Here is a 16,005-nt window from a genome sequence, read left to right as displayed (position 1 = left end):
TTCTTATTTTTCCTTTTTACCTCCCGGAAAGCCTTGTAATAGCGACTCTCTCCCATTTTTTCTATATCACATTATCAAAATAAAGCGCAGCTTTTTACGCTACGCTTTTGGACAAATTCCTATGTTTTGTTACAACTTTTATCGCCAATATGTATTAAAGTTCAATTTTTTATATTTCTGTCATTTTTTATAAACAGTCTGACCATCTCTGTTGCCAGATTTTTATTCTCAGGTGATAGTTGATGATAGTAATAAATCAGTTCCAAATCTTCAGGTTCCATCCACTCCTTTAACTCTTTGTCACTCATCTCAGACCAGTTATTAATAAATTCCAGATATAACGGATCCAGCGAAGGTGAACTTGGATTATCTATAAAGAGTCCGTCAAATCCCGCTTTTCCCTCCGGCTTTATCTTTTCCAGTTCTTCCTTTTTGGATAATGCTGAAAGTTTTATAAGATTCATAAGTGGAACATTATATAGAATTGAAAGCTTGTTCAATATATCATTTGAAGGAATTGTGATTCCGGTCTCATAATGTGAATAATTTGCTCTTGTTGTTCCAATATAGTCTGAGACTTTTTTCTGTGTATAATGATGACGTTTTCTTAACATTCTAAGCTGTTTTGTTAATGGTGTATCTGACATGCTCATCTCCTAAACCGCTTAAATTTCGATAATTTTCTATAATTAAGGCTAGCCCAGGAAATATCAAAATGTAATACTCGGAAATATATTTTATCACTTTTATAAAAACGGTAAATAATTTATCTTTTGTTCCGACTCATATATTGTGCCTGCTCTCACTTCTATCGCAACATTTTGGTTTATAATTCCATTATTTTTGCTTAATTGTAATTTAACATATAAGCTTAATCCTACTATTTATGCGAATCCTCCGCCCCCTTCGAACGAATTTTCGATTGTTTTTCTTTTTGCAAGTGCTAACATTTATGCAATCGGCGATTTTTTCGCTTAACCTATGTACACATATTCTAAGGAGGGAATTAGTGTTATGCAAAAGAAATTTCTAGTATCTTTAACAGCAACAGCAACTGCTTTCTCAATGCTCGTTGCACCTAGTCTTACTGCATTTGCGGAAGACTCTGAAGTATTGACTGAAACCCAATCTGCTCACTCTGGAGAAGTAATTACTATTGATAAGGATATTGTAATTACAGATGGCTCGTCTGCAATTACTGCTTCAGGTTCAGAAACTGAAGTTACAATGAATGGTCATATTGACCAGCAGGGTACCTATGAATATACCACATCTAACGGCAATACCTATACTGCTGCAAGCGCTGCTGTTTCTGCTAATAGTGGGGCATCTGTTACTGTAAATAATGATATTGTTGCAGGTGGTTCAGCTATATCTATGAGTTCAGATTCATCAGTGACAGTTAATGGTAACATCAATGTTACAGGAGTAGAAACAACAGTTACAGTACATGATAATGATGGAAATAAAATAGACGAATACGTGACTGTTAATAGCAGAGGTATAAGCTCTGAAGGCGACGGCAATGTCACCATTAATGGAGATATAAACACAATTAAAGAAGGAATTCTAATTAATCCTGATGATGATGACCAAAGTGGTAGCATAACTGTAACTGGTACGATTTCCATCTCCGATGACAAACAGCAGGGAATCGAAATTTACTCCCCTTCCGTGAATAATGGCGGTAATGAATATTCTTCTGAAAAAGACATGCTAAATGATATTCCTGATATTACAATTTATGAGATAACAGGTACCGACAATCCTATCTCTGTCATGTCAAGCTCCACATCTCAAGACATTGTTTCTAAAGTAAAAGAAACTGTGCTTTCAGCGATTAATTACATTATTAAGAAAGATGCAGCATCTGATGAAACATATGGAATTAATATAAGCGGAGATGATATCGAAAAACATGGTACAGGTGATTATGACACAATCAATGTAAATGACTCTTTCATCGTAGCGTTAGACAACGCGCTTCCCGAGGGATACGAAGTAAACGCTGGAGATAACGTTTCTGTTAAACAGAATGATGATGGAACCTATGCATTAACACTTACCAATAACAAAGGTGGAATCTATGTTAACGTTCGTCTTATTCCTGTTACTAACAGCGACGGCTCTACATCATACATTGTTGAAAATGAACCATCTAACGAAGAGTCAGCGTCTAGCACGAGCCCGATTTCTGAAGGTGCAATTGTTATAGCCAACACTTCTACATCTGCAGATGCTGCTGCCGCTTCAGCTGCAATCAGTGGTGATAAGCCAGCTCGTATGGTAAGCTATGATATTGCTAAAGTTACGCCTGCTCAGTATAAGGAATCAATTATTTCTAACGTAGCAGCAGCTCCAGAAGATGGTGCTTTAAACATTGAAACTGACAGAGTAGCTTGTTTTGACAAAAAAATGATTGATGCAATTGCCGCACGTCCTGATATTGATGTTAACGTTGTATTCACATATGGTGGAAAAAAGCTTAAGGTTACTATTCCCGCCGGTTACGATGTAAATTCACTTCTTGATAAAGGTGGCTATTGTGGATTCTTAAGACTTATGTCAATCCTTGGTTCAACAGAACTTTAATTGAAAATTTTCTCTATAATATAGGCGGTGTTGCATCTGCAGCACCGCCCTTTTTAAATTATAATTTTCTCAAGTGTTGGCATTTCCAGCTTTTTTTTCATAAATGTTGTCATGTATATTGGATAATATACAATTTTTCCATCTACCGAGACATCATGCCCTGAAAATACAAATGCCTCTTCAATATCAAATTCATTATTGTTTACCACATTGCTGATTGCAGAATGAACATAATAGTCTTTGCCGCTTTTTACTTCGATTGGTAAAACTCTTCCATTATACTCAACGACAAAATCCAGCTCACCAAGTTTTTTACTATTATAATAATAAACATCAAATCCATTAGCACTTAACTCTTGGATAACTGCATTTTCATACACTCCTCCTAAATTGGGAACTCCTTCTCCATATAGTATTCCACGCCTCATTGAATCCCCACATGAGAATGTCAATAATCCGACATCTGAATAGTAAAGCTTTACCAGACTACTCTTTTCATTTAACTTCAAGGCAATTTTGGGCTCTGTAACATTGAAAGATGGGAGCACGACTCCTGCTTTATACAGCCACATAAAAGAATTCTCCACCTTTTCAAAACGTAATCCCTTTTTTATATCTGCATAATTAAATCTTCTGTTTTGTTTTAGAAGTTGAGCAGGAATCAAATCATATATGTCATTTAGCAAAAGTCTTTTGTCTACATCCTCATATTTTGTATAATCTCGTTTGTAAAAAGAAATAATATCCCCCTGTATCTCATCAATTTCACCAATATTTCCTGTATCTATCAGCTTTTGAACCGACTGTGGCATTCCACCAACAACAAGATATCTATTGAACAGTTTCATCACCTTATTATGGACTATCTCACCTACTTTTTTCTTATTTTCAAAACAGTCCCTTAAGTGATTTAACACTTCTTCAGTTACGCCATTAGCAATCATAAATTCTTCAAACGTAAGCGGATACATTTTAAGCTCGTGTATGTAACCAACAGGTGCCGATCTGAGTGCTCTAAGTTCTACTCCAAGTAATGAGCCACTTAAAATGTACCGAAAGCTGGCATCATCAACCCAAAACTTTATTCTTGTGACAAGTTCTTTTAGCTCCTGGACTTCATCTATAAATACTATAGTTTTATTCTTTATGAATTTATGCCCCGTTGAAGCAGATAGATTAATCACCAGATCATCGACAGATTCTGATTTCGTTAAAGCCTTTAAAGCATCTTGATTATCTATCAGATTAACTTCAACATAATCACATTTTTGTTCTTTTAAACAATGCCTTATAGTATAAGTTTTTCCAACCTGTCTTGCTCCGTCAATAAGCAGCGCCCTATGATCCCCCATTATCCAATTTGATATTTCTTTTTCAATCGTTCTTCTTATCATACGACCTCCTGTAGATTCCTACGGAACAAAAAGCACTTTTTCTATAATCTCCGCTCTTATATTATACACTTTTTCTATGAATTTTACTCACAAATCATACACTTTTTCCATTTTTTTGGCGTCACATTGTAGCAATCAAGAAAGGTAGACATGTAATTTAAGTTTACCTACGTTTCTCCTTTTCATATATGACCTCCTACAATAATATAGGCGGTGTTGCATCTGCAGCACCGCCCTTTTTTTATTCCAATCACTTAAACAGATATTTATATCGTCTTTTCATCTCCAGAATCACTTCCACAACACGTTCTTTTTCTTTATCTGTGTAATTGTTCTCTGTAAAACATATATCCTCCACCTCTTCTTGCGAAAAATGAAATGAAATATTCTGTCCATAGAGTTTTTCTGATATTTCAAGTTGTTCCTCAAACGACGTTGAAAATGTTTTTGGCTTAACATCATTTATCTGTGAGAAAACATCTCTTCCTAAAGGGTAATCCATCTTAGTATCGGAAAGAAGCCCTGCACCATTATCAAAGATAGGACACAACTTAAAATCTCGCTTATCATTCATCAAAACTGCTATATTGTGCGTATGTCTGTCTTCATTAAGAAATAGCGCATCAATAGTAAGCAATTTGTTCATATAAGCCCCAAAACCTGTAAGCCCTGTAATGCGCTCGGTCTGATTAACTATCAGTTTTAGTCTGTCTTCATGGCTCTGAGTTCGATATATCATCTTATTAAGCGACTCTCCAAAATTATCTGCAAAAAGCCTTTCAAGAGTAATCAATTTCCAACCATCGGTGAAATCAATGCTTTTACAGCCTCTATAAGTATTTCCCTTATAACCTATTGTCTCAAAGTCATAGCTCACATACTCATCTTTTTCAAGGGATGATTTTGTTAAAAGAGCTGATATTACGCATTCCGCCAAACCTTCATAACCCATATAGTCAGCCTTGTACCATATTCCCTCTCTCTCAAATTTGAGCTGATTGCCTTTTGAAGACTTTCGATTTTCTGTTTTTATATCTTTATCAAAAAGCTCTACCATGCTTTACCACTCCAATTTTATCCAAAAGTCATCGTCAGCCATACGGCCTTGAGTTTTCTCAATTATCATGATTGGATCATAAAAAGGTATATCCAATCTTTTTAACTCTAGTTTCAGCTTATCTCTGCTCTCAGGAAAGCATCTGGATTTTAAAAACTCTACGTATTCTTCATATGTAGGCTCCGTATTAACTCCAAATGCTCTATACAAAGGATTGGAAATATAGTTGTGTATTAACACCTTCTTTTCCATCTCGTCAACATCAATTATTGTGCACACAAAATCATGATACATGTACCACAAACGCATTTTGTATTTTTTCTGTGGAACTGAGAGCTCTTCCGCCAATCCATGATTCTTTATTATTAAATCCAATAACACCGTAATAGGTCCTGTTATCTGTTCATCTGTGGATTCCCATCTTTCAACTGTACGCTTTGAAACATTTACAAACTCCGCAAATTCTTTTTGCGTCATCCCCAAAATCTCTCTAACAAGCTTTATTTCTTCTGCAGTTACTCCTGTAGGAGTTACGTACTTTGCCATAAACTATTCCTCCATAAATTAATATAACCACATTTTTGTCGGCTGTTCAAGTTGAATTTACCGACAAAAATGTGGTTATGTGTAAATAGGCGGTGTTGCATCTGCAGCACCGCCCACATTATTTATTCTGTATTAAACCTTTTCTACGCCGATTGTAACTTTCTCGCCGTTGATATCCCACTCTTTTGCATTTGCTACATCAGAGCCATAGATGATCTCATTAGCAAGAACCTTTGTTGAGATGCTGCTTTCATTAGCCTTGATGATCTCAGCAAGTTTGTCATTGCCATTTAAGGAAACCTTGATATGATCCATAACTTCAAATCCGGAATCCTTACGCATTGTCTGAACCTTACTGATTACTTCAAGTACGAAACCTTCATTTAAGAGTTCTTCTGAAAGGTTTGTATCAAGAACAACTGTGATACCACAGTTCTCCTGAGAAATGAAGCCTTCCTTCTGAGCCATCTCTATAAGAAGATCCTCCTTAACAAGTTCAACATCAACGTCATTTACTGTGAACTTGATGCTTCCGCCTCTGTTAAGTTCATCCATTGTGGCATTTCCATCAAGTCCTTCAAGATAGCTCTTGATAGCTCCGATGTTCTTGCCATATTTTGGTCCTAAAGTCTTGAGCTGTGGCTTGAATGTGTAGCTTGTAAAGTCACGAACATCATCTGTAAAGCTTACATTCTTAACATTGAGCTCTTCTCTGATAATCTCAGTATAGAACTCGCCAACAGTCTCTTCTGCCTTTACATACATCTGGCCGATAGGCTGACGATTCTTGATGTTTGCTGCATTTCTTGCTGCACGTCCAAGAACAACGATATCAAGAACTTCTTCCATATCTTTCTCAAGCTTTGTATCGATCATGCTCTCATCAACCTCAGGGAAATCGCAGAGGTGAATACTTTCAGGAGCATCCTTGAAGCTATTTCTTACGAGGTTCTGATAAATCTCCTCAGTCATGAATGGAACCATAGGAGCTGCTGCCTTACATACAGTTACAAGTGCTGTGTAAAGAGTCATGTAAGCAGAAATCTTATCCTGCTCCATTCCCTTAGCCCAGAATCTTTCACGTGAGCGGCGTACATACCAGTTAGACATCTCGTCTACAAAGCTATCAAGTGCCTTGCCTGCTTCAGGAATACGATAGTTTGCAAGGTTCTCATCTACAGCCTTTACGCAGCTGTTAAGCTTTGAAAGAAGCCACTTATCCATAACTGTGAGCTTATCTGTCTCAAGCTTATAGTTTGCAGCATCGAATCCATCGATGTTTGCATAAAGTGTAAAGAACGCATATGTGTTCCAAAGTGTTCCCAGGAACTTACGCTGTCCTTCCATAACAGCATCACCTGAGAATCTGCTAGGAAGCCATGGAGCACTGTTAGTGTAGAAGTACCATCTGATAGCATCTGCGCCATATTTTTCAAGTGCATCGAAAGGATCAACTGCATTGCCCTTTGATTTACTCATCTTCTGTCCGTTCTCATCCTGCACAAGGCCCAGAACTATAACATTTTTAAATGCAGGTTTGTTGAAAAGAAGTGTTGCCTCTGCGTGAAGTGAGTAGAACCATCCTCTTGTCTGGTCTACAGCCTCTGAAATAAATTCAGCAGGGAACTGCTTCTCGAAAAGTTCTTTATTCTCAAATGGGTAGTGAAGCTGAGCAAATGGCATTGCTCCTGAATCGAACCAGCAGTCGATAACTTCTTTTACCCTGTGCATCTTCTTGCCGCACTTAGGACATGTGATCTCAAATTTATCAATATATGGTCTGTGAAGCTCACAAGTTTCTGCTGAAGGATCTCCTGAAAGCTCAGCGAGTTCTTTTCTTGAACCAACAGAAAGCTGATGTCCACAGTCATCGCACTCCCAGATATTAAGAGGTGTTCCCCAATATCTGTCACGTGAGATACCCCAATCCTGGATATTCTCAAGCCAGTCACCAAAACGTCCCTTACCGATTGACTCAGGAACCCAGTTGATCTCTTTATTGTTGCGGATAAGGTCATCCTTAACTTCTGTAACTTTGATGAACCATGATGAACGAGCGTAGTAAAGAAGTGGTGTTCCACATCTCCAGCAGTGAGGATAATCATGCTCCATCTTTGGTGCACCAAAGAGAAGTCCTCTCTTATCAAGGTCTTTTAACACCTCTGGATCTGCACTAATAGCACCCTCGTCCATTTCCTTCTGTGTAGGCTTACATCTCATACCTGCAAAAGGAGTTTCAGGTTTAAGACGTCCCTCTGAATCAACCATCTGAACAAGAGGAGCATCATACTTACGACCAACTCTTGCGTCGTCTTCACCGAATGCAGGAGCGATATGTACGATACCTGTACCATCTGTCATAGTTACATATGTATCGCAGTAGATAAAGAATGCCTTCTTGTGCTGTTTCTCTGTCTCATCAGCTGCGCACTGATAAAGTGGCTCGTACTCTTTGTACTCAAGATCTGTACCAACGTATGTCTCAAGAACTTCATAAGCCTTTTCGCCTTCTTCTTTTGCAAGGCTTCCAAGTACGTTATCTGCAAGTGCCTGCGCAAGATAGTATACATTGCCATCTGCTGCCTTAACCTTGACGTATTTCTCATCAGGATTTACGCAAAGACCGATGTTTGAAGGAAGTGTCCAAGGTGTTGTTGTCCATGCAAGGAAGTAAGCATCCTCGCCCTTAACCTTGAAACGAACGATAGCTGAACGCTCTTTTAGTGTCTTATAACCCTGTGCAACCTCGTGTGATGAAAGAGGTGTGCCACAACGAGGACAGTAAGGAACTACCTTAAAGCCCTTGTATAAAAGACCTTTCTTCCAGATTTCATTAAGAGCCCACCATTCAGACTCAATGAAATTGTCATCGTATGTGATATATGGGTGTTCCATATCAGCCCAGAATCCGACTGTGCCGGAGAAATCTTCCCACATTCCTTTGTATTTCCAAACAGATTCCTTACATTTTTTGATGAAAGGCTCCATTCCGTACTCTTCGATCTGCTCTTTGCCATCAAGACCAAGCATCTTCTCGACTTCGAGCTCAACAGGAAGACCGTGTGTATCCCAACCAGCCTTACGTGGAACTGTATATCCCTTCATTGTACGGTATCTTGGGATCATATCCTTGATAGCACGGGTAAGAACGTGTCCGATATGTGGCTTACCATTGGCTGTTGGCGGGCCATCATAGAACATATACATTTCACCCTTACTTCTGGTGTCAACACTCTTCTGGAAGATGTTTTCTTTTTTCCAGAATTCTTCAATCTTTTTCTCTCTGCCGACGAAATTCATGTCAGTTTCGACTTTTGTGTACATAATTTGCTCCTTTCATCATTACTGGGATTCTCACTAAGCTCGACATAGTCTCGCTAAGTGTTCACCCATGGCTCACACCAGGCTCGATAATACCTCGCCAGGTGCTCTGCTCAAACAAAAGCCCCGTCCTTGTAAAAAGGACGAGGCTGTAATTACACTCTCGTTATACCACCTGTTTACACATACGCGCCATTTAAAATGGTTGAATACGCTTCCCGTTAACGAAGGGATACTCGTCAGGATCTACTATAGGTTCAATCCTGCAGCTCAGAAGTGATTTTCGATAGCGTCTACTCGCACCGGCTCACACCAACCGCCGGCTCTCTGAAAGCTTTCATACACTGCCTACTGTCTTCGTCACAGCTTTTTTATTCTTAATAACGTTCATATAATACTACTTATTTTTTTACCATGCAAGATAAAAATTAATCTCTTACCGGCATCACTGATATTCCATATGGATTTAACGTTTTTTCGCATGGTTGAAACTGCATAATTTAAGGTCATTTTCAGATAGATTCATTTTTTTTCACAATTTATTATGGTTTTATATATTAGAAAAGAGGATTTCTTATGAGCGTTATTTTTGATTTTCTTTTAGATTACAGAGTATCTGATACCTTCGCAGAGATTTTTTGGGATCTTCCGCTTGATGCAACTCCTGATTGTGAATATCTGGTTGTTAATGCCAATACTCTGGATACGATAAAAACCAACAAAACTCACGCCACTTTATCAGATCTTACTCCTGATACAACTTACGAGGTTTCAGTTTATATAGTATATAGCCCGAATGTGGAAGGAAAAGATGCCGGCGAGCCACTTCTGCTTGGTGACATAAAAATAAAAACAAAAAAATCCCGTGAAAAAATCGACATCACCAAGGCTCCATACAATGCCATAGGAGATGGTAAAACACTAAACACTAACGTAATTCAGTCTGCTCTGGATGCGTGTGATGAAAATTCAGTAGTCTATATTCCTGCAGGAACTTTTTTGACAGGTGCATTGAACGTTCATTCAAATACAGAAATATTCCTTGATGAGGGAGCTCTTTTACAGGGTACTGACGAGCCCTTTGATTATCTTCCCAAAATAAAAAGCCGCTTTGAAGGCTACGAGATGGAATGTTACAGGAGCCTTCTTAATCTGGGCGAACTTGATCATGATAGCGGTTATAACTGCGAAAATGTGCTTATTCACGGAAAAGGAAGCATAATGGGCGGCGGAGCTACTCTGGCCAAGGCCATTGCCAGAATTGAGGGAGAAAGACTAAAGGACTACATCGCTTCTCTTGGCGATAAGATAAAAGAATATGAGAAGCCTGAAACCATTGCCAGCAGATTTCGCGGCAGGCTGATAAATATGAGTAATTGCCAAAACATCTGGATTCATGGTCTTACTCTCGGCTATGGCCCATCCTGGAACCTGCATTTTATCTACTCCGATAGAATTGTGACCGATCATTGTATTATCAAGTCAGAAGGCGTATGGAACGGCGATGGATGGGATCCGGATTCTTCTACCAATTCAACGCTCTATGCCTGCGAATTCTATACAGAAGACGACTCAGTCGCCATCAAATCGGGAAAAAATCCCGAGGGAAACGTCATTAACAGACCAACAAAGCATATCCGTGTTTTTGACAGCATCTGCCATTACGGTCATGGTCTTTGTATCGGAAGTGAGATGTCAGGCGGTGTTGAAGATGTAAGACTATGGGACTGTGATATGGGGCCTACCTGGTCAGGAATTGAGATAAAAGCCACCAAAAAGCGCGGCGGATATGTAAAAAATGTGCTCGTAAGAGACATTACAGCCTCCCATATCCAGATGCATTCCGTTGGTTACAACGACGACGGTGAAGGTTCAAAAGTGCCACCTGTGCTTGGCTTCTGTCACTTTGAAAGGCTGCATCTTTTAGGGCGCTATCTGGACAATAATGCCGGAAAAAATGAATGGCACAACTGCCCATCGATCCTGCTTTGCGGTTTTGATGAACCAGGTTTCGAGATAAAAAATATTTCTTTTAAAGATATTACAATGGAAAATCCGTCAAATGACAGCGACAGCATCCATATGGAATACTGTGAAAATATATCATTTGAAAACATAAAAAGTGTTTCTTGATTAAATAATAATTAAAAAATAAGCTTACCCTATTTTGGCATGTAAGCGGCATTACTGATCAGTAGCCGCCGTTCATCTAAAATATGGTAAGCTTTTTCTTTTAAACGGTTATTACAGATATTTCAAAAGTGTATCGATATCCTCTTTTTTGGTTGCCCAGTCCGTAGCAAATCTCACTACAGTATGAGTATCATCAAGCTTTTCCCAGAATCCATATGTTACGTGCTCTGAAAGCTCTTTTAACTTCTCATCCTCCATTACAACAAATTGCTGATTGGTTGGAGAATCGATATAGAGCTGATAGCCTTTTTTCTGAAGTCCTTCTCTTAAAAGTTCCGCCATATCAATAGCATTTTGGCTTATCTTCATATAAAGGTCATCTGTGAAAAGCGTATCGAACTGAAGCCCCAAGAGCCATCCTTTCGCAAGAAGCGCTCCATGCTGCTTGATTATGGGAACAGGATGCTTTACCGGGACTTTCCCCGGGAACACAACCGCTTCTCCAAACATCGCTCCTACTTTGGTTCCTCCAACATAGAAAACGTCAACAAGCCTTGCTATGTCTTCCAATGTGACATCAGTTCTTTTAGCTTTAAGACCATATCCGAGCCTTGCACCATCAAGGAAAAGAGGAATCTTATACTGTCTGCAAATCGCTGAAATCTCTTCCAGTTCAGCCTTTGAATAAAGAGTTCCGTACTCAGTGGGATGGGAAATATAAACAGCCCCCGGGAAAACCATGTGCTCATGATTATCGTCAACATAAAAACTATCAATCAGTTTTTTTATGTCTTCAGCTTTTATTTTGCCCACCTGATCTGAATAACATGGTTTTGTCTTGTCTTCGAACTGTGGCTCTTCCTGAAAACTTGGAAGGGTCAGAACTTTATGACCGGAAAACTCAATGGCACCTGCCTCATGGGCTGCAACGTGTCCTGTCTGCGCTGCCACTACTCCTTCATAAGGCTCAAGCAACATGTCAATGACCGTTTGGTTTGTCTGAGTACCACCTACGAGAAAAAAGACATCTGCATCCTGGGCATTGCATTTCTTCTTGATTTTATCTGCAGCATTCTTGCAATAATCATCTGTCCCGTATCCTGCTATCTGCTCGAAATTTGTTTCAGTAAGACGCTGCAAAATCAGTGGATGTGCGCCTTTTGTGTAATCACTGGAAAAAGAAATCTTCTGATTCATGCCGGTATATCTGCCTCCATTATTCTTGCATTTTATGATTATAAATTATCAATTATACGTTTATAAAAATTTTATGCAAAGGTTATTTCACTAAAATCCACTACTTCTTCAAGGGCTTTTACGAAAGTCTCAAGGCCCTCTTTATCTGCCTCGTCAAATCTGTTAAGGCTTGGGCTGTCAATATCAAGTACTGCAACAACCTTTCCATCCTTGTGAATCGGAACAACTATTTCAGAATTTGATGCGCTGTCGCAGGCAATATGTCCGGCGAATTCATGAACATTTTTTACCAGCTGTGTTTCGTCCTTACCGGCTGCAGTACCGCATACTCCTTTTCCAAGCTCAATTCTTATACATGCCACCTTTCCCTGAAAAGGTCCCAGCAAAAGAGATCCCTTGTCCATAAGGTAAAAGCCTGCCCAGTTCAAATCTTCCATGTTCTCATATAAAAGTGCCGACGCATTGGAAAATACCGGCATGAAATTCGGTTCATCCTCTGCAAGAACCTTTATCTGCTGTGCTAATAACTTGTAATCTGTCATAACCGTGCTCCTTATTGCTGTTATCTATTAAATGGAACATCTTCCATCATCTCAAAGCCGATTCTATCATTATTTTACCTTGCACACAATGTATTTTTTCCATGCTGCTTTTTACACAGTCCCAAGTGCTGTTTCTACTGTTTTCAGGCACATGGCCCTGTTCATTTATACATTGACTCTGTAACTTTACTGTGCTAACGTATTAAAAAAGAAAAATATTATGTGGGAGGATTTATGGGAACACAACTTGTAATCGGTATTGTAATTGTGCTGTATCTGGCGATGATGATCCTTATAGGTGTTATTTTTTCTAAAGGAAATGATGATGCCGGAGATTTCTATCTTGGAGGAAGAAAACTAGGTCCTTTGGTTGCAGCCATGAGTGCGGAAGCCTCAGATATGAGTAGCTGGCTGCTTCTTGGAATTCCCGGACTTGCCTATCTCTCCGGTATGGCCGATGCCACATGGACAATAATCGGCCTTGCCATTGGAACATATCTCAACTGGCTTTTAGTTGCCTCAAGGATCAGAAAATCCACGGAAAAGCTCGGGGCCATCACGATTCCTGAATATTTTGCTGCCAGATATAAGGATGAGAAAAAAATAATTACTCTTATCTCAGCTCTTGTTATTGTCGTATTCTTCATTCCTTATGTTGCATCCGGATTTGCTGCCTGCGGCAAGCTTTTTAATACCCTGTTTGGAATTGATTACACCTTTGCAATGATAGTAAGCGCTATTATAATTGCGCTGTATTGCTCACTTGGTGGATTTAAGGCAGTATGTATGACTGATCTGGTTCAAAGTATAGCAATGACCTTGTCTCTCATTATCGTTATCTTTTTTGGAATAAATCAGGCCGGCGGTTTAAATGCCGTTATAGATAATGCCAGATCTCTTCCCGGCTATTTAAGTATATCCGAACTTTATGACCCCGTTTCCAAAACTTCAACTCCTTACGGCGCACTGACTGCATGCTCAATGCTGGCCTGGGGACTTGGCTACTTTGGAATGCCACATATCTTAGTGCGTTTTATGGCTATCGAAGATGAGAAGAAAATCTCTATTTCAAGAAGAGTTGCCAGTGTATGGGTTGTTATAGCCATGTTCATTGCCCTTGCCATTGGAGTTATCGGTCTTGCAATGAGTGCAAATGGCAAGATCCCAGTGCTCGAAGGCAGCGGAAATGCGGAGAGAGTTATTATCTATATCACAAACCTTATGAGCAACTATGGAATACTTCCTGCAGTTGTCGGCGGTATCATTCTCTCAGGAATCCTAGCCGCAACTATGTCAACTGCGGACTCTCAGCTTTTGGCTTCTGCTTCTGCAATTTCATCCGACCTTATACAGGCTTTCGGTAAAAAGAAACTTGATGACGAGACTCAGGTTAAAGTTGCCAAGATTACTGTAGTTCTCATCTCTATAGTTGCCATCTTCATAGCAAGAGATCCTGATTCATCTGTTTTCCAGATTGTTTCCTTTGCCTGGGCCGGATTTGGAGCTGCATTTGGTCCTGTAGTTCTTTTGTCCCTCTTCTGGAATAAATCGACTCTTCAGGGTGCTCTTGCCGGAATGATAACCGGTGGCGCCTTTGTATTTATCTGGAAATACGGAATCGCAAAACTTGGCGGTGGATTCGCAATCTATGAGCTTTTACCGGCATTTTTGATTGCCCTTGCAGTAAATGTTGTTGTAAGCCTTTGTACAAAAAAGAATTGAATCAAAAAAGGTCTCTGGGTACATATCACACGCACCCGGAGACCTTTTTATATTTAGCTTTCAATCTTCATATATTCTGTGTACTCTTCCTTTTATGACATACATAAAAAGCGATATCAGGACCGAATAGAACAACGTCAGTACAGCGACCGCGAGGCTTGGCCCAAGGAGTGATAAATCACCTATTGTTCCGGCCACCATGACAAAGCCTATGATACTGGATAATGCCCCGGCCAACAATATTGCTTTAATTCCAAAACTAACAGCATATTCGGATTTGTCTGCAAGCAGTTTAAGTTCCTCAGGATTATAGCTTTTGGGCGCAAAAACAAGTCTGAAACTTCTAAAATAGTTGTAAAACTGCCCGGATGCTCCCAAAATAATAAACTGTATTCCAAGAACAGCAACCAGAGATGGCGCATCCAAAAACCATATTATCTGTGCCATGCCGCCGGAAATAACTGTAATGCCATAGATAAACAGGCAAAGCAGCACTCCACCTATAATTGTACCAATTACTGCCCCCGTGTTCTCACGTTTTGTTTTTTCATTATCTTTTATCAGTTCTACCATATTGTTTTCCGCCTTTCCGTTATAAGCATCTTCAGACAGGCGCTCACCTGATAATAGTTCATTTATGTTAATGCCAAGTACCTTGCAAAGGTCAGGAATAATCGAAGTGTCCGGCATACCTCTTCCGTTTTCCCACTTGGAAACTGCCTTATCACTGACACCTATTTCTTCTGCCAATTGCTTTTGGGTTAGTCCCTTTTCCTTTCGCATTTCATTTATGAACATTCCTGTTTTCTTCTGGTCAAGCATAAAAATCTCCTATCCGAAAATTGGTTGGTTACACTTATAAGGTTAAACGGTCATACTAATATTGTAACCCTACCAATAGGAGAACAGAGAATATTTTTGCTCAATATCTCACTCTACTTTTCGTAGAAGTAGTTACAGAACAAATACTTATCCCTCAGGCGTATATTACCTGAGGGCTATTGTTTATCGGTAGGTTTCAATCAGAAAAACATGTAGCTTTGCAGTTACTCTTTCTGAATCAGTAAATTGCTTATATTTTTAAATTTCTTATTTCTGAATCACAAATGAGAAAAAATCTATCCTTGCCTGCTCTATCCACCTGATATAGTTGGAGTGATGAGTAATTCCCATCTTATCTGTTTCGTAATATTGAACTTTATGTGAATATGCTTTCATTCTCCATCTACTCTTTAAAAGAAATCTTTCTGTTTTACTACTGCCCTCGTCAATTATCTTGATTATATTCCAATTGAACTTTCTAGTAGCTTTTGTTCTGCTACCATTCATATTCTTGTAATATAGGCAGTGTGTTTAAGAGTAAAGTGAACCCCATGTCAAGGACACACGCATTATTTTTTGGCAGTATTTATTGCCAATGCTGATGGTAGTTGATTGGTTACCTTATAGTGATAGTATTCATTTGGTGCCATACCTTGTAGCTGCACCTGATACCTATCGT

The 16,005-nt window shown here is 39.2% G+C and carries 11 protein-coding genes, 1 pseudogene and 1 other annotated feature; of the genes and pseudogenes, 3 read left to right on the top strand and 9 right to left on the bottom strand.

Annotation, left to right across the window (positions count from 1 at the left end; genetic code table 11):
* Positions 1 to 161: 161 nt before the first annotated feature.
* Positions 162 to 647 (bottom strand): helix-turn-helix domain-containing protein, encoded by a 486-nt coding sequence (locus J6O61_RS07645; protein ID WP_292211528.1) that lies wholly within the window; start codon positions 645 to 647, stop codon positions 162 to 164.
* Between the two features lie 367 nt (positions 648 to 1,014).
* On the opposite strand from J6O61_RS07645, the gene J6O61_RS07640 reads away from it, so the two are divergent.
* Entirely contained in the window at positions 1,015 to 2,592 is a 1,578-nt protein-coding gene (locus J6O61_RS07640) for a hypothetical protein (protein WP_292211524.1), read from the top strand.
* 53 nt (positions 2,593 to 2,645) lie between these two features.
* On the opposite strand, the gene J6O61_RS07635 is transcribed toward J6O61_RS07640, so the two are convergent.
* The 4 genes from J6O61_RS07635 to ileS all read right to left on the bottom strand — a co-directional run bounded on the left by J6O61_RS07635 (position 2,646) and on the right by ileS (position 8,913).
* The gene (locus J6O61_RS07635; protein ID WP_292211520.1) at positions 2,646 to 3,986 is read right to left on the bottom strand and encodes an ATP-binding protein; all 1,341 of its coding nucleotides are present in this window, start codon (positions 3,984 to 3,986) and stop codon (positions 2,646 to 2,648) included.
* Between the two features lie 250 nt (positions 3,987 to 4,236).
* Complete coding sequence (locus J6O61_RS07630; protein ID WP_292211519.1) at positions 4,237 to 5,043, bottom strand: hypothetical protein; 807 nt, start codon at positions 5,041 to 5,043, stop codon at positions 4,237 to 4,239.
* A gap of 3 nt (positions 5,044 to 5,046) precedes the next feature.
* Positions 5,047 to 5,589, bottom strand: coding sequence for a helix-turn-helix domain-containing protein (locus tag J6O61_RS07625; RefSeq protein ID WP_292211516.1), 543 nt, complete (start codon positions 5,587 to 5,589; stop codon positions 5,047 to 5,049).
* A gap of 132 nt (positions 5,590 to 5,721) precedes the next feature.
* Positions 5,722 to 8,913 carry an isoleucine--tRNA ligase gene (gene ileS / locus J6O61_RS07620; RefSeq protein WP_292211514.1) on the bottom strand — a complete coding sequence of 1,064 codons (3,192 nt, stop codon included), beginning with the start codon at positions 8,911 to 8,913 and terminating at the stop codon, positions 5,722 to 5,724.
* 133 nt (positions 8,914 to 9,046) lie between these two features.
* Positions 9,047 to 9,283, bottom strand: a binding site (T-box leader).
* Positions 9,284 to 9,486: 203 nt separating this feature from the next.
* Here ileS and J6O61_RS07615 point away from each other — a divergent pair.
* Positions 9,487 to 11,043 (top strand): glycosyl hydrolase family 28 protein, encoded by a 1,557-nt coding sequence (locus J6O61_RS07615; protein ID WP_292211511.1) that lies wholly within the window; start codon positions 9,487 to 9,489, stop codon positions 11,041 to 11,043.
* A gap of 111 nt (positions 11,044 to 11,154) precedes the next feature.
* Here J6O61_RS07615 and J6O61_RS07610 read toward each other — a convergent pair whose 3' ends face one another.
* Both J6O61_RS07610 and J6O61_RS07605 read right to left on the bottom strand, forming a co-directional pair.
* Positions 11,155 to 12,240, bottom strand: coding sequence for a threonine aldolase family protein (locus J6O61_RS07610; RefSeq protein WP_292211509.1), 1,086 nt, complete (start codon positions 12,238 to 12,240; stop codon positions 11,155 to 11,157).
* Positions 12,241 to 12,311: 71 nt separating this feature from the next.
* On the bottom strand, positions 12,312 to 12,782 hold the full coding sequence (locus J6O61_RS07605) for a GAF domain-containing protein (RefSeq protein WP_292211506.1): 471 nt from the start codon (positions 12,780 to 12,782) through the stop codon (positions 12,312 to 12,314).
* A gap of 234 nt (positions 12,783 to 13,016) precedes the next feature.
* Here J6O61_RS07605 and J6O61_RS07600 point away from each other — a divergent pair, with 234 nt between their 5' ends.
* Complete coding sequence (locus J6O61_RS07600; RefSeq protein ID WP_292211505.1) at positions 13,017 to 14,504, top strand: sodium/proline symporter; 1,488 nt, start codon at positions 13,017 to 13,019, stop codon at positions 14,502 to 14,504.
* A gap of 60 nt (positions 14,505 to 14,564) precedes the next feature.
* Here the strand turns inward: J6O61_RS07600 and J6O61_RS07595 are convergent, their stop codons facing one another.
* Both J6O61_RS07595 and J6O61_RS07590 read right to left on the bottom strand, forming a co-directional pair.
* Positions 14,565 to 15,326, bottom strand: a complete 762-nt coding sequence (locus tag J6O61_RS07595) for a helix-turn-helix domain-containing protein (protein WP_292211504.1) — start codon at positions 15,324 to 15,326, stop codon at positions 14,565 to 14,567.
* A gap of 291 nt (positions 15,327 to 15,617) precedes the next feature.
* Positions 15,618 to 15,722, bottom strand: a pseudogene (locus J6O61_RS07590) (acyl-CoA thioesterase); the annotation flags it as partial.
* Positions 15,723 to 16,005 lie beyond the last annotated feature (283 nt).

It is taken from the genome of Butyrivibrio sp., from assembly GCF_017635265.1.
Taxonomy (GTDB): domain Bacteria; phylum Bacillota; class Clostridia; order Lachnospirales; family Lachnospiraceae; genus Butyrivibrio.
Note: the sequence above shows the minus strand (reverse complement) of the source record. Positions and strands in the feature narration are given on the sequence as shown.